The following is a 19,831-nucleotide window of genomic DNA, read 5'->3' on the forward strand; positions in this document are numbered from 1 at the left end:
CGTGCGTGCGAGGTGACGACCGCGCCCCCGGTGGGGGAGCATGTGCGCATGAACGACGTCCTCTACGTGAACGGTGGCACCCCGCTGCACGGCGAGATCACCGTCCGCGGGGCCAAGAACTTCGTGTCGAAGGCCATGGTCGCGGCTCTCCTCGGCGAGGGCCCGAGCGTGCTGCGCAACGTGCCGCAGATCAGGGACGTCGGCGTCGTCACCGGGCTGCTCGAGCTGCACGGGGTCTCCGTCACGCACGACGAGGCGGCGGGCGTCCTCACCCTCGACCCGAGCAACGTCGAGTCGGCGCACGTCGCGGACATCGACGCGCACGCGGGCTCGAGCCGGATCCCGATCCTCTTCTGCGGTCCGCTGCTGCACCGCCTCGGGGAGGCGTTCATCCCCGACCTCGGCGGCTGCCGCATCGGTGACCGCCCCATCAACTACCACCTCGACATCCTGCGCCAGTTCGGGGCCGTCGTGGAGAAGCGTGCGCAGGGCATCGAGCTGCGGGCCCCGAACGGGCTGCACGGCACCAAGATCGAGCTGCCGTACCCGTCGGTCGGCGCGACCGAGCAGCTGCTCCTGACCGCGGTGCGCGCGGACGGGTTGACCGAGCTCAGCAACGCCGCGATCGAGCCCGAGATCATGGACCTGATCAACGTCCTGCAGAAGATGGGCGCGATCATCTCGGTCGACACCGACCGAGTCATCCGCATCGAGGGCGTCGGGCGGCTCGGCGGGTACCAGCACACCGCGCTCTCGGACCGCATCGAGGCGGCCTCGTGGGCGTCGGCGGCGCTCGCCACGCGTGGCGACGTGTACGTGCGGGGCGCGACGCAGCCCGAGATGACCGCGTTCCTCAACACGTTCCGCAAGGTCGGCGGCGAGTTCGAGATCGACGACGACGGCATCCGCTTCTTCCACCCCGGGGGCGACCTCCGCTCGATCGTCCTGGAGACCGACGTCCACCCGGGCTTCATGACGGACTGGCAGCAGCCGCTCGTCGTCGCGCTGACTCAGGCGACCGGGCTCTCGATCGTCCACGAGACCGTGTACGAGAACCGCTTCGGCTTCACCGACGCGCTGCGCGGCATGGGCGCGACGATCCAGGTCTACCGCGAGTGCCTCGGCGGGCACCCGTGCCGGTTCGGCCAGCGCAACTTCTACCACTCGGCCGTGATCTCGGGCCCGACGCCGCTCGCGGCAGCGGACATCGAGGTCCCGGACCTGCGCGGCGGCTTCAGCCACCTGATCGCGGCCCTCGCCGCGAAGGGCACGTCCGCGGTCCGGGGCATCCAGCTCATCGACCGCGGCTACGAGCACTTCCAGGACAAGCTCGGCGCCCTCGGCGCGGAGTTCTCGCACGGCTGACCGGTCCACGCGGTGCAGCCGACGGAGGCCGGGTCGGCCGACGCACCCTCGGACGGCGGCCCTGACGGTGCCTGACGGCGGCCACGACGGTGCCTGACGGCGGCCACGACGGCGCCTGACTGCGGCCCGGGCGGACGGGGCGTCGTCGGCCGGGGCGGGCCCCAGTAGCATCGGCTGCCGTGCCAGCCCCCACGAGGTCCAACGCCGCCTACCGCGCCGTGGCGCGCGTCGTGCGCCCGCTGCTGTTCTCCGTCTCACGGCCGCAGTGGCGCGGTGTCGAGAACCTGCCCCGCGACCGCGGCTTCATCGCGGCCTCGAACCACATGACGAACCTCGACCCGCTGACGTTCGCCCACTTCCTGTACGACAGCGGATTCGCCCCCAGGGTGCTGGCGAAGTCGTCGCTGTTCTCCGTCCCGTTCGTCGGTCGCGTCCTGCGTGCCACCGGTCAGATCCCGGTGCACCGCGACACCGCGCAGGCCGGGCGGTCGCTCGAGTCCGCCGTGGAGGCGCTCGAGCGCGGGGAGTGCGTCGCGGTGTTCCCCGAGGGCACCCTCACCCGGGACCCCGACCTGTGGCCCATGGTCGGCCGGACCGGGGTCGCGCGGCTCGCGCTCACGACGCGCGCACCGGTGATCCCGATCGCGCAGTGGGGTCCGCAGGACGTGCTGGGCCGGTACGCGAAGGTCCCGCACCCGTTCCCGCGCAAGAAGGTCCAGGTGGTCGCCGGGCCACCGGTCGACCTCGACGACCTCTACGGACGCCCGCAGGACACGGTCGTCCTGCGGGAGGCGACGGAGCGCGTCATGGCGGCGATCACGGCGCTCCTCGAGGAGCTCCGGGGCGAGGCGGCGCCGGCGCGGCGGCACGACATGCGCAGGCGCACGCAGGACGGCGACGCGTGAGCGGCGCACCCACGCGCGTCGCCGTCCTCGGTACGGGCAGCTGGGGGACGACGTTCGCCCTCGTGCTCGCCGAGGCCGGGGGCGACGTCGTGCTCTGGGGGCGCGACGCCGAGGTGTGCCGCCAGGTCACCGAGGAGCACCGCAACGACCGCTACCTTCCCGGCGTGGCCCTGCCCGTCGGGATCCGGGCGACGACGGACGTCGCGGACGCGCTGCGGGGCGCGTCGGTCGTCGCGGTCGCCGTCCCGGCCCAGAGCGCGCGAGCCGTGCTCGAGCCGCTGCGGGGGCTCCTCGAGCCGGACGCCGTCGTCGTGTCGCTGATGAAGGGCGTCGAGCTCAGCTCGGACCGTCGGATGAGCGAGGTCCTGTCCGAGGCGCTCGACGTCGCACCCGACCGGGTCGCCGTGGTCTCGGGTCCGAACCTCGCGCGCGAGATCGCGGAGCACCAGCCGACCGCCACCGTCGTCGCGTCGTCGTCGGCGGCCACCGCGCGACGCGTGGCCGCGGCGTGCGCGACGCCGTCGTTCCGGCCCTACACGAACACCGACGTCGTGGGTGTCGAGCTGTGCGGGGCGGTCAAGAACGTCATCGCGGTCGCGGTGGGCATCGCGCAGGGCCGCGGCTTCGGGAACAACACGACCGCGACCGTCATCACGCGCGGCCTGGTCGAGATCACGCGGCTCGGCCTGGCGCTCGGGGCGGACGCCGAGACGTTCGCCGGCCTCGCCGGCATGGGCGACCTCGTGGCGACGTGCGCCTCGCCGCTGTCGCGCAACCACACGCTGGGCGTGCACGTCGGCCGTGGCCTGACGCTCGAGGAGGCGGTCGCCGCGACGGGCGGCACCGCCGAGGGCGTCAAGTCCTCGACGTCGGTGCTCGACCTCGCCCGCACCGTCGGCGTCGACATGCCCATCACGGCCGCGGTCGTCGCGGTGCTGCACGAGGGACTGCCCGTGGACCGCATGGCCCAGCTGCTCCTGGCCCGACCGCACCGCGCCGAGGGCGTCGAGGGCGCGCACGAGGAGCTGCCACTCCCGCGACCGACCGCCTGACCGCGACCCCGGCGGGCGGGGAGCGCCGTTCTCAGGCGACGGAGCGCAGCGCCGCGTCGAGGTCGGCCCAGAGGTCCTCGACGTCCTCGATCCCGACCGAGAGGCGCAGGAGGTCCTCGGGGACGGTCGGCGACTCCGTCGCGAACCGACGGCGCCGCTCGAGCGTCGACTCGACACCGCCGAGGCTCGTCGCCGGCACCCACAGCCGGAGCGCGTCCACGACGGCGTCGGCCGCCGCCGCGCCACCGCGCGGACGGACGCCGATGATCGACCCGAACCCGTCGAGCAGCCGCGCGGCCCGCTCGTGACCAGGGTCGTCCGGCAGGCTCGGGTGGCGCACCTCGACGACCGCGGGGTGCGCGGCGAGCCGCGCGGCCAGGTCGGCAGCAGACCGCTGGGACCGCTCGACCCGCAGCGCGAGCGTCCGCAGGCCCCGCAGCGCGAGCCACACCTCCCAGGGTCCGGCGACGGCGCCGTGCAGCGTCCGGTACCCGGCGAGCCGCGCACGCAGGCCCGGGTCGTCGGACAGCGCGGCGCCCAGCACGACGTCGGAGTGGCCCGCGAGGTACTTCGTGACGGAGTGCACGACGACGTCGGCGCCCACGGTCAGCGGTCGCTGCCCGAGCGGCGTCGCGAAGGTGTTGTCGACGGCGACGAGCGCCCCCACGGCGTGCGCGCCCTCCACGAGCGCAGGCAGGTCCGCGACCTCGAGCATCGGGTTGGTCGGCGACTCGACCCAGAGCATGTCCGCCGGACCCTCGCCCGCGTCGCCGCGGACGGCCTCGAGGACGGCGTCGGTGTCGGCGACGTCGACGCGCTCGACGCGCAGACCGGTCCGGGCGGCGAGGTCGGCCGCGATCCCGAGGGTGATCTGGTACGCGTGGCGCGGCAGCACGAGCCGTCCGCCGGGCGGGACGAGGGACAGCGCCGCGGCGACGGCGGCCATCCCGGACCCGAACACGAGCGCGGGCGACGACGACCTCTCGAGCGCGCCGAGCGCCTCCTCGAACGGGAACCAGGTCTCGGTCCCGCTACGCGCGTAGAGCAGCTCGTCCGGGCCTGGCACACCCGCCGACACGTACGTCGAGGACAGGACGACGGGCGGGTTCACCGGCGCGCCCTGCGCACGGTCGGGCCGCCCAGCGGTGACGACGAGCGTGTCGGGCGACTGCGAGGGGGAGTGGCTCACCGTGGCAGGGTAGTCGTCGGCCGGCCGGTAGGGTCGTCGCCGATGGACGAGACCGCCGCCCCCGCCCCCCAGCGCCCCACGGACCGCACGTCGGGCTCCGGGCCGGAATCCACGGACCCGACGCGGCGCACCCGGGTCGCCGTCGTCTTCGGGGGACGCTCGGGCGAGCACGCGATCAGCTGCGTGACCGCGGCGAGCGTCCTGCGCGCGATCGACCGGACCCGCTACGACGTCGTCCCCGTGGGCATCACGCGGGACGGCCGGTGGCTCCTCGTCGCCGACGACGCGGACCGCTGGTCGCTCGTCGACGGCCGGCTGCCCGAGGTCGTCGCGGAGGGCTCCGCGACGGACGTCGTCGTCCCGCTCGCGTCGGGCGACGACGAGCTCGTCGCGTGGGACGGGGACGCCCGCAGGTCCCTCGGCGCGGTCGACGTCGTGCTGCCGCTGCTGCACGGGCCGTTCGGCGAGGACGGCACGATCCAGGGCATGCTCGACCTCGCGGGGATCCGGTACGTGGGTGCCGGTGTGCTCGCCTCCGCCGTGGGCATGGACAAGCACTTCATGAAGCTCGTGCTGGCCGGCAACGGGATCCCGGTCGCGCCGTGGGTGCTCGTCGCGCCCGGTCGCTGGGAGCGGGACGCCGCGGCCGTGACGGCCGAGGTGGCCACCCTGGGGCTGCCGGTCTTCGTCAAGCCCGCACGTGCCGGCTCGAGCCTGGGGATCTCGCGCGTCGACGACCTCGCCGACCTCCCGTCCGCGATCGCCGCGGCGCACGAGCACGACCCCAAGGTGATCGTCGAGGCCGGCGTGGTCGGGCGTGAGGTCGAGTGCGCGGTGCTCGGCGGCCGCGACGGCGGGTCGCCCCGCACGTCCGTGCCGGGCGAGATCGTCGTCGTCGACCCGGGCCACGCCTTCTACGACTTCGAGGCGAAGTACCTCGACGAGGACGGCGTCGTCCTCCGGTGCCCGACGGACCTGCCCGACGGGGTCGAGGAGCGCGTGCGTGAGCTCGCCGCCCTGACGTTCGACGCGGTCGGCTGCGAGGGCCTCGCGCGCGTCGACACGTTCGTGACGCCCGACGGCGAGGTGCTCGTCAACGAGATCAACACCATGCCGGGCTTCACACCCGTGTCGATGTACCCGCGGATGTGGGAGGCCTCGGGCGTGTCCTACCCCGAGCTCGTCGACGAGCTGCTGCGGCTCGCGCTCGAGCGGCCCACCGGGCTGCGCTGACGACGACCGCATCGAGCCGGTCGGCCGACGCCGGGCTCACAGGCAGGCGCGCGTCTGCTCGACCCGGGACACGGCCGGGCCGAGGTCGATGAGGAACGACGTCGACCGGCTGGCGGCGACGTCCGCGGGCAGGAACACCTCGACGGCGGGCGAGCGGCCGTAGGTCGTGAACGTCCAGTCGGCCGCGCCGTCGGCCCGGGGCTCGCCCTCGACGAGCACCCAGTCGACGCTCGTCGTCCCGTCGTCGGCCGCGACGCAGGCGTCGGTCGTCGGCCCGGGCGGCTCGACCCCGCAGCGCAGGACGACGGGCGCGCCGCCCTCGCCCCAGGCGACCGTCGCCTGGCTCGTCGTGTCGCGACGGGGCATCCCGTCGAGCTCGTCGGGGAGCGCGAGGACGACCTCGGCGCACAGCGGGTCCGCCGCGTAGGGCGCCACCTCGACCGGGACGGCGGACGCGCACCCCGCCGACGCGAGCACCGCCAGCGAGGCGAGCACGCGGACGGCACCGCGCGTCGGGGGACGCGCAGGGACGCGCGGGCGGCCACGTGGGGGCAGGGGGAGGGGCCGGGGCGCTCGGTCGTGCACGGCGTCACGCTACCCAGCCGCGCAGGGGGCGAGCGCATCGGCGGCCCGGACCGCAGCAGCCCCGACGCGGCTGGGTAGCGTGGCCCGGTGAACTCGACCCCCGGACCGACGGTCGCCGACCTCGGGGAGGACGCCCTCCTCGCCCAGGTCTTCCCCCTGCTGCCGGCCGGCTCGCGGACGCTGCTCGGACCCGGGGACGACTGCGCCGTCCTCGCGGCTCCCGACGGGCGCTTCGTCGTGTCGACGGACCTGCTCGTCGAGGGCAGGCACTTCCGTCTCGACTGGTCGGACGCGGAGGACGTCGGCGCGAGGGCCGCCGCGCAGAACCTCGCCGACGTGGCGGCGATGGGCGCCGTGCCGACCGCTCTCGTCGTCGGGCTCGTCGTGCCGCCCGACCTGCCGGTCGCGTGGGTGCTCGGGCTCGCCCGTGGGCTGGCGTCGGTGAGCGGACCGCACGGCGTCGGCGTGGTCGGCGGGGACCTCTCAGGCGGCCGGGACGTCGTCGTCGCGGTGACGGTGCACGGCGACCTCGAAGGTCGGGACCCCGTCCTGCGCAGCGGCGCGCGCCCGGGGGACGTGGTCGCGCACGCGGGGGTGCTCGGCCGGTCGGCGGCGGGCCACGCGCTGCTCGTCCGCGAACACGACGGCGTGGGTCGGCCCGCCGCCGGGTCGGCCGGTGCGCCCGGCGCTGCCGCGGGCGGCGTGCCGGCCGACGTGCACGACGCCCCCGCCGACGTCGGGCCCGGCGCGGCGCTCGACCGCGCCTCGGTCGTCGCCGCCCACCGCACGCCCGACCCGCCGCTCGCGGCGGGTCCGGCCGCGAGCCGCGCGGGAGCCACGGCGATGCTCGACGTGTCCGACGGCCTGCTGCGCGACGCGGGTCGGCTGGCGCGCGCGTCCGGCGTCGTCGTCGACCTCGACCGGGACGCGCTCGCGCCCGACGTCGAGGCGCTCGGGGCCCTGGCGGCGCGCGCCGGCGCAGATCCCTGGGAGTGGGTCATGACCGGGGGAGAGGACCACGGCATGCTGGCGACCTTCCCGCCCGACGTGCCGCTGCCCGGGGCGTTCCGGGTGCTCGGCGTGGTGGCCTCACCCGGGGACCGCCCGGGGGGCGCCGGGCGCCCGGGCGTGCTCGTCGACGGTCGCACCCCCCGGGTCGCGACCGTCGGGTGGGACCACTTCCGCCGGTAGTCAGCGACGGACGAAGCGGATCTCGCGCAGCTGCTCGTGGTCGTAGGGGCTGAGGCGCTCGACGCCGTCGGCCATGAACCCGTGGCGCCGGTAGAAGTGGTGCGCGCGCTCGTTGGTGCTCAGCACCCACAGCGTGACGGTCGCGCCCGCGGGCACGTGCTCGAGCAGGGTGCGCATGAGCCGGCGCGCGACGCCGCGTCCCCACGCCGCGGGCTCGAGGTAGATCGTGTAGATCTCGACCGTGGTGCGCTCCGCGTCCTCGTCCCGGCTCGGGCCGACCGACGCGAAGCCGACGACGTGGCCGTCCTCCTCGTCCTCGGCGACCCACACCTGGATGTCGTCGCGGGCGCTGCTCTCGAGGACCGACTGCCAGCGCGTGGCGCGCTCATGGACGTCCATCCGAGCCAGGTACTCCTCGGGCACCGCCCCGGCGTAGGCCTCGCGCCACGAGGCGATGTGGACCGCCGCGATCTGCTCGGCGTCGTCGACCGTCGCGGGCCGGATGATCACGTCTGGGAGGTCGTCCACCATGCCGCACACCTTGCCACCGGCGGGTCCGCGAATCCAGCGCTTGCCCAGTGCTTGGTCGTCCCTTGGCCTGTCACACCGGTCCCGACACGCACGCCGTCCGACGGCGCGACCTGGGGGCAGACGTCGAGACGCCCGTGGAGCGGACTCCACGGGCGTCTCGGTGGTGCTCGTCCGCGTCGAGGACGCGGGGCTCAGGACGTCGGCGCGCGACGTCCCGAGGGGGTGTCGTCAGGCGTGGCGCTGCACCTTGCCGGCCTTGAGGCACGACGTGCAGACCTGCAGGCGCTTCGGGGCACCGGCGACGACGGCGCGCACACGCTGGATGTTCGGGTTCCAGCGGCGCTTCGTGCGGCGGTGGGAGTGCGAGATGCTGTGCCCGAAGCCCGGGCCCTTGCCGCAGACGTCGCAGTTGGCAGCCACGTTCTTCTCCTGATCGTCGTGCATTGCCGCGCGCTCCGGTGGAGGGCGGCTGAGCTGGTCGGGGTGCGGGTCCCGGCACGGGCGGGTGCCGTCCGGGGGAGTCCCGCGTGCCCAGGCGTCACCGGGCAACCTCGATAGGGTAGCCGATCGCGAGGCGCCGCCCAAACGCGCGGCCGCCGTGCGCGACCGGGTCCGTGACCCGGCGCGTGGCCCGGTGCGCGACCGGGTGCGTCCCGGCAGCGCACCGGGTGCGAGATCGGGTCGGTGTCGGGTAGGCGAGGAGGTCGCGTGCCGGGAGGTCGAGGGCGTGCCACGCCACGAGCGGCGACCGTCGGGACGACCGGCGCCGCCGACGTGCTGACGCGCTGGGTCGAGCGGTCGGCCGCGGCCCTGGTCGGGGCGAGCGCTCGGATCGACGCCCTCAACGTCTTCCCCGTCGCGGACGCGGACACCGGCAGCAACCTCGCCCTCACGCTCGCCCACGCGCGCGATGCGGTGGCCGCCGTGCCGGCCGCGGGCGACGGGGCCGACGCGGGGGCCGTCGCGTCCGCGCTCGCGCGCGGCGCGCTCGTCGGCGCCCGGGGCAGCTCGGGGGTGATCGTCGGCCAGTACGTCGGCGCCCTCGCGCGGCGGCTCGTGCGCGAGCCGCGCCCCGGCGACGACCGCTCCGAGGTCCCCGAGCGCGCGCTCGTCGAGGCGCTCGCCGACGCCGCGGCAGCCGCGCGACGAGCCGTCGCGAGACCGGTCGAGGGGACGGTGCTCTCGGTCGCCGACGCCGCGGCCGCGGCCGCTTCCACGACCGCGGCCGCGCGACGGGACGCGCTCGCGACCCGCCGGGCCGTTCAGGACGGGTCGCCCGACGACAGCCACTCGTGCGACTCCTGCGACCCCTGCGACTCCTGCGACTCCTGCGACTCCTGCGACTCCTGCGACACGGTCGTCGCCGTGCTGGTCGCCGCGGTCGTCGCCGCCCGGGACGCGCTCGAGCGCACCCCGTCGCAGCTCGAGCCGCTGCGCCGGGCGGGGGTCGTCGACGCCGGGGGGTACGGGCTCGTGCTCGTGCTCGAACAGCTCGCCGAGGTCCACGGTGCCGGCCTTCCCCCCCGTCACGAGGTGCCCGCCGGCCGTGCGGGGCGGGGAGCTCGCCCGGGCACGGCGGTGGGCACGGCGGTGGGCACGGCGGTGGGGACGGCGGTGGGCACGGGCGCGCTCCCGGCGTCCGGGCGCGGCGACGGTCCGCCCGGACCGCCTGCGCGGCCGGTGGAGCCAGGGCTCCACGCGACGTGCCCCGCTGAGCCCGACGGCGAGCTCGAGCTCATGGCGGTCCTGCGGGTCCGCGCACGCACGACGCCGGCCGCCACGGCCGTCGACGGACCCGGGGGCGCCGGACCGGCCGCCCGGCTGCGACGGCGCCTCGCGGAGGTCGGCAGCTCGGTCGCCGTCGTCGACGGCCCGGGCCTGCTGCACGCGCACGTCCACACGGACGACCTCGTGCGCGCCCTCGTCGCGCTCGAGGACGCAGAGCTCGACCGCGCCGAGGTGGGCGTCCGCCACCTCGGGCGGCAGGCGGGTGTGCACGGCTCCCACCGGCCGTCGCTCGGACTCGTGGCGGTCACCCGGGCGCCCGGTCTCGCCGCCGACCTCGCGCGGTCGGGCGCCGTCGTCGTGCTGACGACCCAGGAGGAGGTCCCGGGGGACGTCGTCGCGAGGGCGGTGGCCGACACGGGAGCCGCGGACGTGCTCGTGCTCGTCCCGCGCGGCGTCGTCGTCCGTGACGCGCCCGCGGTGTGCGAGGTGCGCGCCGGGCTGCCCGAGGTCGTGACGGCGGCGGCGGCGGCCACGCGAGCCGTCGCTGAGGACCGGGCGGCGGCGGACGCCGTCGACGGCCCTGGCGGGCCACCCGACGCGCCGGCGGCGGACCCGGGGGTGCGTCGCGCGGTCGAGGCGTGCCTGGCGCGCGCACGCGCAGCCGAGGTGGATGTCGGTGCCGGCGGGCATGCTGGGGTCGTGGACGCGGTGACGGACCTGCTCGACGCAGCTGCGGGGCGGTCGTTCGAGCTGCTCACCGTCCTGACCCGGGCGGGCACGCCGGACTGGGTCGGGCCGGCGGTGCGTGCGGCGGCCGAGGGGGTCGACGCCGGGCTCGAGGTCGTCGTCCTGCACGGTGGTGCCGCCGGGAGCCACGTCGAGCTCGCCGTGGAGGGTGGCTGGTGACCGTCCCCGCCCCGCGGCGCCCCGTGGCGGCAGGCGCGCGGCAGCCGGTCGACGCCGGCGACCGCCTGCCGGGTCCGCTCGACGCCCCGCTCACGCGTCAGGTCGGCGCCACGATGGCCAAGAAGCTCGAGGCGCTCGGCCTGCGGACCAGCGGCGACCTGCTGCGGCACCTCCCGCGCCGGTACGCGGACGCCGGCTCGCTCACCGACCTGGCGTCCGTCGCGGTGGGCGAGCACGTGAGCATCCTCGCCCGCGTGCGGTCGGCCAGGTCGCGGCAGATGCAGGCGCGCCGCGGCGCGATGCTCGAGGCGGTCGTCACCGACGGCCACCGTGAGATGAGCCTCACGTTCTTCGCGCGCGGCGCGGGTGCGCTCAGGTCGCACGAGGCACGCCTGAGACCCGGACGGGTCGGGGTGTTCAGCGGGGTCGTCAAGGTCTACCGGGGCATGCTCCAGCTCACGCACCCGGACTACCACGTGGTCGGCGTGGACGCCGACGACGAGGCGGCGGCCCTGGTCGAGGCCAGCCGCCCCATGCCGATCTACCCGGCGTCCGCCGGGGCCGAGACGTGGCGCATCCAGAAGGCGGTGCGGACCGTCCTCGACCCGCTGCGTCCCGGGGACGTGCCCGAGCCCGTCCCGGTCGAGGTGCGCGCGCGCCACGGCCTGCAGACCGCGTTCCAGGCGATGCACGACCTGCACGCGCCCTACGACGACGACCAGTGGCGGCGCGGGCAGCGCTACGCACGGTTCGAGGAGGCGTTCGTCCTCCAGGTCGCGCTCGCGCGCCGCCGGGCGCTCGTCGCGGACCAGGACGCGGTCGCCCGGCCGGGGGCGCCCGCCGGCACCCGCGGCATCCTCGCGGCGTTCGACGACCGGCTGCCCTTCACCCTCACGCAGGGGCAGCGGGAGGTCGGCGACCGCATCGCCGCGGACCTCGCGCGTCCGCACCCGATGCAGCGCCTCCTCCAGGGCGAGGTCGGGTCCGGGAAGACCGTCGTGGCCCTGCGGGCGATGCTCCAGGTGGTCGACTCGGGCGGCCAGGCGGCGCTCCTCGCCCCGACCGAGGTGCTCGCGGGGCAGCACCTGCGGACGCTGCGCACCCTCCTCGGCGAGCTCGCCGAGGAGGGCATGCTCGGCGCGGCGGAACGCGCGACCCGCGTCGTCCTGCTGACCGGCTCGCTGCCCGCCGCGGCGCGCAAGGAGGCGCTCCTGGACGCCGCGTCGGGCCGTGCGGGGATCGTCGTGGGGACGCACGCGCTCCTCGGCGACCAGGTCCGCTTCGCCGACCTCGGCCTCGTCGTCGTCGACGAGCAGCACCGCTTCGGCGTCGAGCAGCGCGACGTCCTGCGCTCGCGCGGCGGGACCACGCCGCACCTGCTCGTCATGACGGCGACGCCGATCCCGCGCACGGTCGCGATGACGGTCTTCGGGGACCTCGAGACGTCGACCCTGGCCGAGGTGCCCGCAGGTCGCCCGGGCGTCACGACGCACGTCGTCCCGGCCGACCGCCCGAGCTGGCTCGAGCGGGCCTGGCAGCGGGTCCGCGAGGAGGTGGACGCCGGGCACCGGGTCTACGTCGTCTGCCCGCGCATCACGGCCGACGACGACGTGGGTGCCGATCCCTCGGCCGACAAGGACCCGACGGACGCCACGGACGACGCCGACCTCCTCGCCGACGAGCCGCCGGGCACGGTGCCGGGCCAGGCCGACCGGCCGGTGCGGCCGCCGCTGCGCGCGGTCGAGGAGGTGGCCGCCCAGCTCCGGACGACGGCCGTCCTCGAGGGCGTCCCGGTCGGCGTCCTGCACGGGCGGCTCCCCGCTGCCGAGAAGGAGGAGGCCGTCCGCCGCTTCGCCTCGGGCGAGGTCCCGGTGCTCGTCTCGACCACGGTCGTGGAGGTCGGTGTCGACGTGCCCGAGGCGACCGTCATGGTGGTCCTCGACGCCGACCGCTTCGGCCTGTCGCAGCTGCACCAGCTGCGCGGACGCGTCGGGCGGGGCACCGCGCCGGGGCTGTGCCTGCTCGTGTCGGCCGCGCCCGACGGGAGCGACGCCTCGGTGCGGCTGCGCACGCTCGCCGAGACCACGGACGGCTTCCGCCTCGCGAGCGTGGACCTCGAGCTCCGCAAGGAGGGCGACGTGCTGGGGGCGTCGCAGTCGGGGAGCGCCCGGTCGCTGCGGATCCTGCGGGTCGTCCACGACGCCGAGGTCATCGTGGCCGCGCGGGAGGACGCGGAGCAGGTCGTCGCGGCCGACCCCGAGCTCGTCGAGTGGCCGGACCTGCGCCGCGCGATCGAGACGTGGCTCGACCCGGAGCGTGAGGAGTTCCTCGAGCGCACCTGACAGCGACGGGGGCACCGTCCCCGTGCACCTAGCCTGGTCACGTGACGAGGATCGTGGCCGGCGCGGCCGGGGGCCGCACGATCGCCGTGCCGCCGCGGGGGACACGACCCACGAGCGACCGGGTGCGCGAGGCGCTGTTCTCCCGGCTCGACCACGCCGGCGCGGTCGACGGCGCCCGCGTGCTCGACCTCTACGCGGGTTCGGGCGCGCTGGGGCTCGAGGCCGCCAGCCGCGGGGCGCGCGAGGTCGTCCTCGTCGAGTCCGGGCGTGCGGCGGCGCAGGTGTGCCGCCGCAACGCCGCCACCCTCGGGCTGTCCGGGGTCCGGGTCGCTCCCGAGCCGGTCCTCACCCACCTGCGCCGCCCGCCGGGCGAGGCGGTCGACCTCGCGCTGCTGGACCCGCCGTACGACCTCGACGAGCCCGGGCTGGCGGCCGTCCTCGACGCCCTGACGCCGCACCTGGCACGGCACGCCGTCGTGGTCGTCGAGCGGTCGTCCCGGACCGCGGAGCCGACGTGGCCCGACGGGCTCGTGCGCACCGACGAGCGCCGCTACGGCGAGACCCTGCTGTGGTTCGCCGAACCCCGCGCAGGGACCGCGCCGTCCTGACCGCGTCGCCCCCGCACCCGCGCGTGCCCGCCCCTACAGTGGGCGCGTGAGCACCGCCGTCTGCCCGGGGTCGTTCGACCCCGTGACCCTCGGCCACCTCGACGTCGTCCGGCGCGCCGCCGGGCTCTTCGACACGGTCGTCGTCGCCGTCGCGACGAACTCCTCCAAGCGGGCACTGCTCGACCCGTCCCGGCGCGTCGACCTCGTGCGGGCGGCGACGGCCGACCTGCCGGGCGTGCGCGTCGAGCTCGTCCCGGGTCTGCTCGCGGACTTCTGCCGGGACGTGGGCGCGACGGCGCTGGTCAAGGGTGTGCGCGGTGGCGCCGACTGGGACGCCGAGCTGCCGATGGCGCTCATGAACCGGCACCTCGCGGGCGTCGAGACCGTCTTCCTGCCCGCCGACAGGGCCGTGTCCCACATCGCGTCGTCGCTGGTCAAGGACGTCGCGCGGCACGGGGGTCCGATCGACGACCTGGTGCCGCCCGGCGTCGGCGACGCGGTGCGGGCGGCTCTCGCGGCCGCCGGCGACCGGTAGGGCGACGCGCCGGGCTCGCGGGGGCGCAGCGCGTCGTCGGGCAGACGCACGCCGCAGGCGCGCCGACGAGCACGGGCACTCAGGACGGATCCACGAGGAGGTCGTAGACATGGGCGACGAGCACGCCGACCGGCACGACGAGCACGACCAGCACGACGCCGAACGTCGCCGGCCCGAGGGTCTGACGGGCGTGCTGGACGCGCTCGAGCACGTCATCACGTCGGCGCGGGCCATGCCGATGTCCTCCTCCGTCCTCGTCAGCCGGGCAGAGGTCCTCGACCTCCTCGAGCAGGCGCGCTCGGTCCTGCCGGACCAGCTCGCCCGTGCCGACGACGTGCTGGCGGACGCGGACCGGGTGCTGGCCGAGGCGAACGAGGAGGCAGAGCGTCTCGTCGCCGACGCGCGCGAGCGCGCCGAGGAGCTCGTCGCGCACGAGCCCGTCGTGCACGCGGCCGAGCAGCGGGCGGCCGAGATCGTCGCGGAGGCCGAGCGGACCGGCGAGGGCCTGCGACGCGATGCGGACGACTACTGCGACCGGCGGCTCGCCGAGTTCGAGATCGACCTCGGCAAGGTCCTGGCCCAGGTGCAGGCCGGGCGCGCCAAGCTCGCGGGACGGCTCGACCGCGAGCTGTGACGCGGCGGGTTGGGGACGGGCCGCGGATGCCGTAGGATCGACCGCTGGTCCTGTCGCTCGCGGCGCGGACCGAGACCCCTCGACCCAGACACACCACAGTGGAGCGCGCCATCAGCCTCGACCCCCGGTCGCCGTTCGTGCTGGACACGCACGATCTCGCGCGCCGGCCGGGGACGATGCGGACGCTCGAGCGCGTGGTGCCTGCGCCGGAGGACCTCGGTATCGCCGTGATCGGCATCCCCGCCGGGACGGACGTCGAGCTCGACCTGAGGCTCGAGGCCGTGATGGAGGGGATCCTCGTCTCCGGGAAGGTCCGGGGCCGGGCCGTCGGGGAGTGCGTGCGCTGCCTGGAGGAGGTCGTCGACGAGGTCGACGCCGACCTGCAGGAGCTGTACTACTACCCTGACCGCGCCCGCGTCGCGGCCGAGGAGGGCGACGACGAGGACGAGATCCGCGAGCTGGAGGGCGAGCTGCTCGACCTCGAGCCCGCGGTCCGGGACGCGGTGGTGACGGCGCTGCCGTTCCGCCCGGTCTGCATGCCGGACTGCCCCGGCCTGTGCCCGCACTGCGGGGCAAGGCTGGCCGACCCGGAGAACGCCGACCACACGCACGAGGTGATCGACCCACGGTGGGGCGAGCTCGAGCGGATGAAGACCATGTTCGACGACCAGAGAGAGAGCTGACCGTGGCTGTTCCGAAGCGCAAGATGTCGCGCAGCAACACCCGTGCGCGTCGGTCGCAGTGGAAGGCCACTGCCACGACGCTCACCACCTGCCCGCGGTGCAAGGCCGCGACCAAGCCCCACACCGCGTGCCCGGCCTGCGGCGCCTACAACGGCCGCCAGTACGCCGAGGCGCTGCGGTCCGAGCACGAGGTCCACTGACCCGTTGCCGGACGCGAGTGACCGGTCGATGACCGCGGAGCCCGCAGGCCTGCTCGTCGAGAAGCTCGGGGTCCACCTGGACCCCGAGCTTCTCGTGCTGGCGCTCACCCACCGCTCGTTCGCGCACGAGGCGGGCGGCATCCCGACCAACGAGCGGCTCGAGTTCCTCGGCGACACCGTGCTCGGCCTGGTCGTGACCGAGGCGCTCTACCGACGCCACCCGGACCTGTCCGAGGGCGAGCTCGCGAAGATGCGCGCGGCGACGGTGTCGCAGCGCTCCCTGGCCGCGATCGCGCGGCGCCTCGACCTCGGGGCGTACCTGCTCCTCGGCAAGGGCGAGCTCGCGACGGGCGGCCGGGACAAGGACTCGATCCTCTCGGACACGCTCGAGGCGCTGTTCGGCGCGGTCTACCTCACGCACGGGCTCGAGACCGCCCGGACCGTCGTCGAGACGCTCGTGGACCCCACGCTCGAGGTCGCCGCCGACCTCGGCGCAGGGCTGGACTGGAAGACGTCGCTGCAGGAGCTCGCCGCGCGACTCGCCCTCGGCGTGCCCGAGTACCGGTGCGAGGCCGACGGGCCCGACCACGCGCGGCGGTTCACGGCGAGCATCGTGCTCGACGGCGAGGTCCGCGGCGTGGGCACAGGCACCGCCAAGAAGGTCGCGGAGCAGGAGGCCGCCGCAGCCGCCTACCGCGCGCTCCAGGAGCTCGTCACCCCCGACGACGGCGTGACCGCTGCCGTCGCCGCGTCGTCGCAGCGCCCGGCGCGCGCGACCTCGACGGGTTCCGCCGCCGGCGCCTGACCCGAGCCGTGCCCGAGCTGCCCGAGGTGGAGACCGTCCGGGACGGGGTGGCCCGCCACGTCCTCGGCCGGACGGTGCACGACGTCGAGGTCCGCCGTGCGTCCGCCGTGCGTCGGCACGAGGCCGGCCCGGCCGACCTCGTGGCCCGGCTGCGCGGCCGGACGCTGCACGCCGCGGTGCGCCGCGGCAAGTACCTGTGGGTCCTGCTCGACGACGACGCGTCGGGGGAGGCGCTCGTCGCGCACCTCGGGATGAGCGGTCAGCTCCTCGTCCGCACGGGTGACGACCTGCCCGAGCACCCGCACCTGCGCGCGCGGTTCCGCCTCGACGGCGGCGCACTCGACTTCGTCGACCAGAGGACGTTCGGCCACCTGGGCCTGGACGACCTCGTGCCGACGCCCGACGGAGCCCCGGGCGGTCACGGCAGCGGCGTCGCGGCCGTGCCCCGGGCCGTGGCCCACATCGCCCGCGACCTGCTGGACCCGCACCTGGACCGTCCGGCGCTGGTCGCGCGGCTCCGCTCGCGGCGGACCGAGGTCAAGCGGGCCCTGCTGGACCAGACCCTCGTCTCGGGCATCGGCAACATCTACGCCGACGAGGCGCTGTGGCGGGCGGGGCTGCACGGGGCGCGGCCGACGGGCGCCCTCCGACCGGTCGACGTGCGCCGCCTGCTCGACGCGGCGGAGGAGGTCATGCGCGCCGCGCTCGCCGCCGGCGGGACGAGCTTCGACGCGCTGTACGTCAATGTCAACGGCGCGTCCGGCTACTTCGACCGCTCGCTCGCGGTGTACGGCCAGGCGGGTCGGCCGTGCCCGCGGTGCGGCTCGACGGTGGTCCGGGACGCGTTCATGAACCGCTCGTCGTTCCGGTGCCCGCGGTGCCAGCCACGTCCACGGACGGCGGGCCTGGGACGTACCGGGCGCGGGACTGCCTAGGATCGGTCCCGTGACCGCCAACGTCCCCCCTGCGTCCGAGCGCAACGCCGACATCGCCGTCATGATCGTGGACGACCACGAGGTCGTCCGCCGAGGCATCGCGGAGGTGATCGAACGCTCCGAGGGCATGACCGTCGTCGCCGAGGCCGGCACGGTCGCGGAGGGCGTCCGCCGCGCGACCCTCGTGCGGCCCCAGGTGATGCTGGTGGACCTCCAGCTCCCGGACGGCACGGGCATCGAGATCATGCGCGCCGTGCGCGAGGCCCTCCCCGAGACCCGGGCGATCGTGCTCACGTCCTTCGACGACGACGACGCCCTCGCGGCCGCGCTCGACGCAGGCGCCGCCGCCTACGTGCTCAAGACGGTGCGCGGCGCGGAGATCGCCGACGTGGTCCGCTCGGTCGCGGCGGGCCGGACGCTGCTCGACGAGCGGACGGTCACGCGACGCCGCGCCGGCCACGACGACCCGACGGCGGACCTCACGCCGAGCGAGCGCAAGGTCCTCGACCTGATCGGCGAGGGCATGTCGAACCGGGAGATCGCGGAGCGTCTGGGCGTGGCCGAGAAGACGGTCAAGAACCACATCACGTCGCTGCTGTCGAAGATGGGGCTCCAGCGCCGGACGCAGGCCGCGGCCTGGGTCGCGGGCCACAAGCGCAGCGCGTGGAAGCCCGACGCCGACTGATCCCGGCCCCACGTCGTCCGTCAGCGACCCCGACCCTGGACGGGCGCCTGCCACACCAGGAGCGTCCCGCGCCCGTGCGCTGACGCCCCGAGCGAGAACGTCCCGCCGTACCGGCGTGACCGTGCGGCGAGGTTGTCCGTGCCCGACCGGCGCTCGCGCGCGGGCGGCAGGCCCGTGCCGTCGTCCTCGACCTCGACGGTGATCGTCCCGGTCGGGGCGACGCCGTGCAGGTCGACGCGGACGGCGACCGACGACGCGCGGGCGTGCCGGGCGGCGTTCGCGAGTCCCTCACGCACCACGGCGACGACGTCGTCCGCGAGGTCGTCGCCGACGACGTCGTCGAGCGCGCCCGCGTCGCCCTCGAGGCTCTGCGGCGAGTCGAGGACCCGGCCGTCGACCGTGATGAGCAGCGACGGCGCGAAGCCGAGGCCCGTGCGGGCGAGGGACGCCTCGCGGCGCAGCCGCTCCGCGAGCGGGGCGGTCGCGTCGGGGTCGCGCAGCGCGTGCACGATCGACCGGATCTGGCGCACCGTCGAGTCGACGTTGTCGAGCGCCTCCTCGACGATCCCGGTGAGCTCGGCCGGGTCGACACCACGCGCCGCGCGGCGGCGAACGGTCTCGAGCTGCATCCCCGTCGCGAACAGCTGCTGGATCGCCAGGTCGTGCAGGTCGCGGGCGATGCGCTCGCGCTCGTCGAGCAGCGCGGCGACGTCCTGCGCGTGGCGCGCCTCCGCGAGGACGAGCGCGAGGGCCGCCTGGGCGGCGTAGGCCTCGGCCGTCGCGAGGTCGGTGGGCTCGAACGGCGCCGAGCCCACGCGCCGGAGCAGGACCAGGACGCCGATGCCGCGCCCCTCGGCCTGCATCGGCGCGTACATCGCGGGCCCGAACTGCCTCAGAGAGTCGACGCGCATCGCGCGCGAGCGGGACAGCGAGTCCACCACGAGCCCGTTGCCGTCGCGCAGGACGGTCCGCGCGCGCCCGTCCGGGGGCATGACCGTGCCGACGAGCTCGTCCTCGCCGACGCCGTCGACGATCTCCATGACCCACGTGTCGTCGAGGCCGGGCAGCACGAGCGCGGCGGTGTCCGCGCGGGCGACCTGACGCGACGAGGAGGCGATCTCGGCGAGGACCTCCTCCTCCTCGGCGCCCGAGAGCAGCATCGTCGTGATCGTCTGGCCGGCCTGGAGCCAGTGCTCGCGGTGCTCGGCCTCGGCGTACATCTGGGCGTTCTGGATCGCGACGGCCGCGGCGGCCCCGAGGGTCAGGACGACCTCGTCGTCGTCGTCGGTGAAGCCGCCGTCCTTCTCCGACAGGTACAGGTAGCCGTAGACCCGGTCGCGCACGCGGACAGCGGTCCCGAGGAACGAGCCCATGGGCGGGTGGTTCGGCGGGAAGCCCTTGAAGCTGGGGTGCTCCATGAGGTCGGCGAGCCGCAGCGTGCCGCGGGTCGGGATCGCACCGAGGACGCCGACCGCGTGCGGACCACGGCCGAGCAGGGCCGCGAGGTGCTCCTCCATGCCCGTGTGGACGAACGTCGTCGAGCGCCCGCGCGCGTCGAGCACGTTGATCGCGCCGTACCGCGCGCCGGTCAGCTCGGTGCTCGCGGCGACGAACCGGTGCAGCACGGTCGGCAGGTCGAGGTCCGACGCGAGGTTGAGCGCGGCCTGCAGGAGCTCGGCCGCGGCGACGGACCCCTGGTGCGTGTCGTGGGCTGTCATG

The 19,831-nt window shown here is 75.7% G+C and carries 20 protein-coding genes; 15 read left to right on the forward strand and 5 right to left on the reverse strand.

Features of this window, described 5'->3' with window-relative positions; translation table 11 throughout:
* Positions 1–48 precede the first annotated feature (48 nt).
* The 3 genes from murA (at position 49) to IEV86_RS13795 (ending at position 3,322) form a co-directional block, all read left to right on the forward strand.
* A complete protein-coding gene (gene murA, locus IEV86_RS13785) occupies positions 49–1,365 on the forward strand; it encodes a UDP-N-acetylglucosamine 1-carboxyvinyltransferase (protein ID WP_043607542.1) in 1,317 nt (438 codons plus the stop codon).
* Between the two features lie 179 nt (positions 1,366–1,544).
* Entirely contained in the window at positions 1,545–2,270 is a 726-nt protein-coding gene (locus IEV86_RS13790; protein ID WP_043607541.1) for a lysophospholipid acyltransferase family protein, read from the forward strand.
* Positions 2,267–3,322, forward strand: coding sequence for an NAD(P)H-dependent glycerol-3-phosphate dehydrogenase (locus IEV86_RS13795; protein WP_052426297.1), 1,056 nt, complete (start codon positions 2,267–2,269; stop codon positions 3,320–3,322). The genes IEV86_RS13790 and IEV86_RS13795 overlap by 4 nt, the downstream gene beginning before the upstream one ends.
* Before the next feature lie 31 nt (positions 3,323–3,353).
* Here the strand turns inward: IEV86_RS13795 and IEV86_RS13800 are convergent, their stop codons facing one another.
* The gene (locus IEV86_RS13800; RefSeq protein ID WP_043607540.1) at positions 3,354–4,511 is read right to left on the reverse strand and encodes a trans-sulfuration enzyme family protein; all 1,158 of its coding nucleotides are present in this window, start codon (positions 4,509–4,511) and stop codon (positions 3,354–3,356) included.
* A gap of 42 nt (positions 4,512–4,553) precedes the next feature.
* Here IEV86_RS13800 and IEV86_RS13805 point away from each other — a divergent pair, with 42 nt between their 5' ends.
* Entirely contained in the window at positions 4,554–5,744 is a 1,191-nt protein-coding gene (locus IEV86_RS13805) for a D-alanine--D-alanine ligase family protein (RefSeq protein ID WP_043607539.1), read from the forward strand.
* A gap of 36 nt (positions 5,745–5,780) precedes the next feature.
* Here IEV86_RS13805 and IEV86_RS13810 read toward each other — a convergent pair whose 3' ends face one another.
* Complete coding sequence (locus IEV86_RS13810; RefSeq protein ID WP_043607538.1) at positions 5,781–6,239, reverse strand: DUF3515 domain-containing protein; 459 nt, start codon at positions 6,237–6,239, stop codon at positions 5,781–5,783.
* 177 nt (positions 6,240–6,416) lie between these two features.
* Here IEV86_RS13810 and IEV86_RS13815 point away from each other — a divergent pair, with 177 nt between their 5' ends.
* Positions 6,417–7,520 carry a thiamine-phosphate kinase gene (locus IEV86_RS13815; protein WP_188484709.1) on the forward strand — a complete coding sequence of 368 codons (1,104 nt, stop codon included), beginning with the start codon at positions 6,417–6,419 and terminating at the stop codon, positions 7,518–7,520.
* On the opposite strand, the gene IEV86_RS13820 is transcribed toward IEV86_RS13815, so the two are convergent.
* Together IEV86_RS13820 and rpmB are read right to left on the reverse strand one after the other, a co-directional pair.
* A complete protein-coding gene (locus tag IEV86_RS13820; RefSeq protein ID WP_043610500.1) occupies positions 7,521–8,051 on the reverse strand; it encodes a GNAT family N-acetyltransferase in 531 nt (176 codons plus the stop codon).
* A gap of 228 nt (positions 8,052–8,279) precedes the next feature.
* Positions 8,280–8,471, reverse strand: a complete 192-nt coding sequence (rpmB, locus tag IEV86_RS13825; RefSeq protein WP_043610501.1) for a 50S ribosomal protein L28 — start codon at positions 8,469–8,471, stop codon at positions 8,280–8,282.
* Between the two features lie 288 nt (positions 8,472–8,759).
* Here rpmB and IEV86_RS13830 point away from each other — a divergent pair, with 288 nt between their 5' ends.
* The 10 genes from IEV86_RS13830 (at position 8,760) to IEV86_RS13875 (ending at position 18,112) form a co-directional block, all read left to right on the forward strand.
* Positions 8,760–10,685 (forward strand): DAK2 domain-containing protein, encoded by a 1,926-nt coding sequence (locus tag IEV86_RS13830; protein WP_188484710.1) that lies wholly within the window; start codon positions 8,760–8,762, stop codon positions 10,683–10,685.
* A 113-nt stretch (positions 10,686–10,798) separates the two neighbouring features.
* Positions 10,799–13,027, forward strand: a complete 2,229-nt coding sequence (locus IEV86_RS13835) for an ATP-dependent DNA helicase RecG (protein ID WP_152605750.1) — start codon at positions 10,799–10,801, stop codon at positions 13,025–13,027.
* Positions 13,028–13,068: 41 nt separating this feature from the next.
* Entirely contained in the window at positions 13,069–13,635 is a 567-nt protein-coding gene (gene rsmD / locus IEV86_RS13840) for a 16S rRNA (guanine(966)-N(2))-methyltransferase RsmD (RefSeq protein WP_043608962.1), read from the forward strand.
* A 46-nt stretch (positions 13,636–13,681) separates the two neighbouring features.
* Complete coding sequence (coaD, locus tag IEV86_RS13845; RefSeq protein WP_043608959.1) at positions 13,682–14,170, forward strand: pantetheine-phosphate adenylyltransferase; 489 nt, start codon at positions 13,682–13,684, stop codon at positions 14,168–14,170.
* A gap of 109 nt (positions 14,171–14,279) precedes the next feature.
* Positions 14,280–14,804: an ATP synthase subunit B family protein gene (locus IEV86_RS13850; protein ID WP_052426478.1), complete on the forward strand. Its 525-nt coding sequence runs from the start codon at positions 14,280–14,282 to the stop codon at positions 14,802–14,804.
* 98 nt (positions 14,805–14,902) lie between these two features.
* Positions 14,903–15,487, forward strand: a complete 585-nt coding sequence (locus IEV86_RS13855; RefSeq protein WP_043608956.1) for a YceD family protein — start codon at positions 14,903–14,905, stop codon at positions 15,485–15,487.
* A 2-nt stretch (positions 15,488–15,489) separates the two neighbouring features.
* Positions 15,490–15,687 (forward strand): 50S ribosomal protein L32, encoded by a 198-nt coding sequence (gene rpmF / locus IEV86_RS13860; RefSeq protein WP_043608954.1) that lies wholly within the window; start codon positions 15,490–15,492, stop codon positions 15,685–15,687.
* A gap of 28 nt (positions 15,688–15,715) precedes the next feature.
* Positions 15,716–16,492: a ribonuclease III gene (gene rnc, locus IEV86_RS13865; protein ID WP_043608953.1), complete on the forward strand. Its 777-nt coding sequence runs from the start codon at positions 15,716–15,718 to the stop codon at positions 16,490–16,492.
* 8 nt (positions 16,493–16,500) lie between these two features.
* Positions 16,501–17,427 (forward strand): bifunctional DNA-formamidopyrimidine glycosylase/DNA-(apurinic or apyrimidinic site) lyase, encoded by a 927-nt coding sequence (mutM, locus tag IEV86_RS13870; RefSeq protein WP_043608951.1) that lies wholly within the window; start codon positions 16,501–16,503, stop codon positions 17,425–17,427.
* 61 nt (positions 17,428–17,488) lie between these two features.
* Positions 17,489–18,112 carry a response regulator gene (locus tag IEV86_RS13875; protein WP_043608970.1) on the forward strand — a complete coding sequence of 208 codons (624 nt, stop codon included), beginning with the start codon at positions 17,489–17,491 and terminating at the stop codon, positions 18,110–18,112.
* Between the two features lie 20 nt (positions 18,113–18,132).
* Here IEV86_RS13875 and IEV86_RS13880 read toward each other — a convergent pair whose 3' ends face one another.
* Positions 18,133–19,830: a GAF domain-containing sensor histidine kinase gene (locus IEV86_RS13880; RefSeq protein WP_043608949.1), complete on the reverse strand. Its 1,698-nt coding sequence runs from the start codon at positions 19,828–19,830 to the stop codon at positions 18,133–18,135.
* Position 19,831 lies beyond the last annotated feature (1 nt).

Source organism: Cellulomonas carbonis (assembly GCF_014636275.1).
GTDB lineage: Bacteria > Actinomycetota > Actinomycetes > Actinomycetales > Cellulomonadaceae > Actinotalea > Actinotalea carbonis.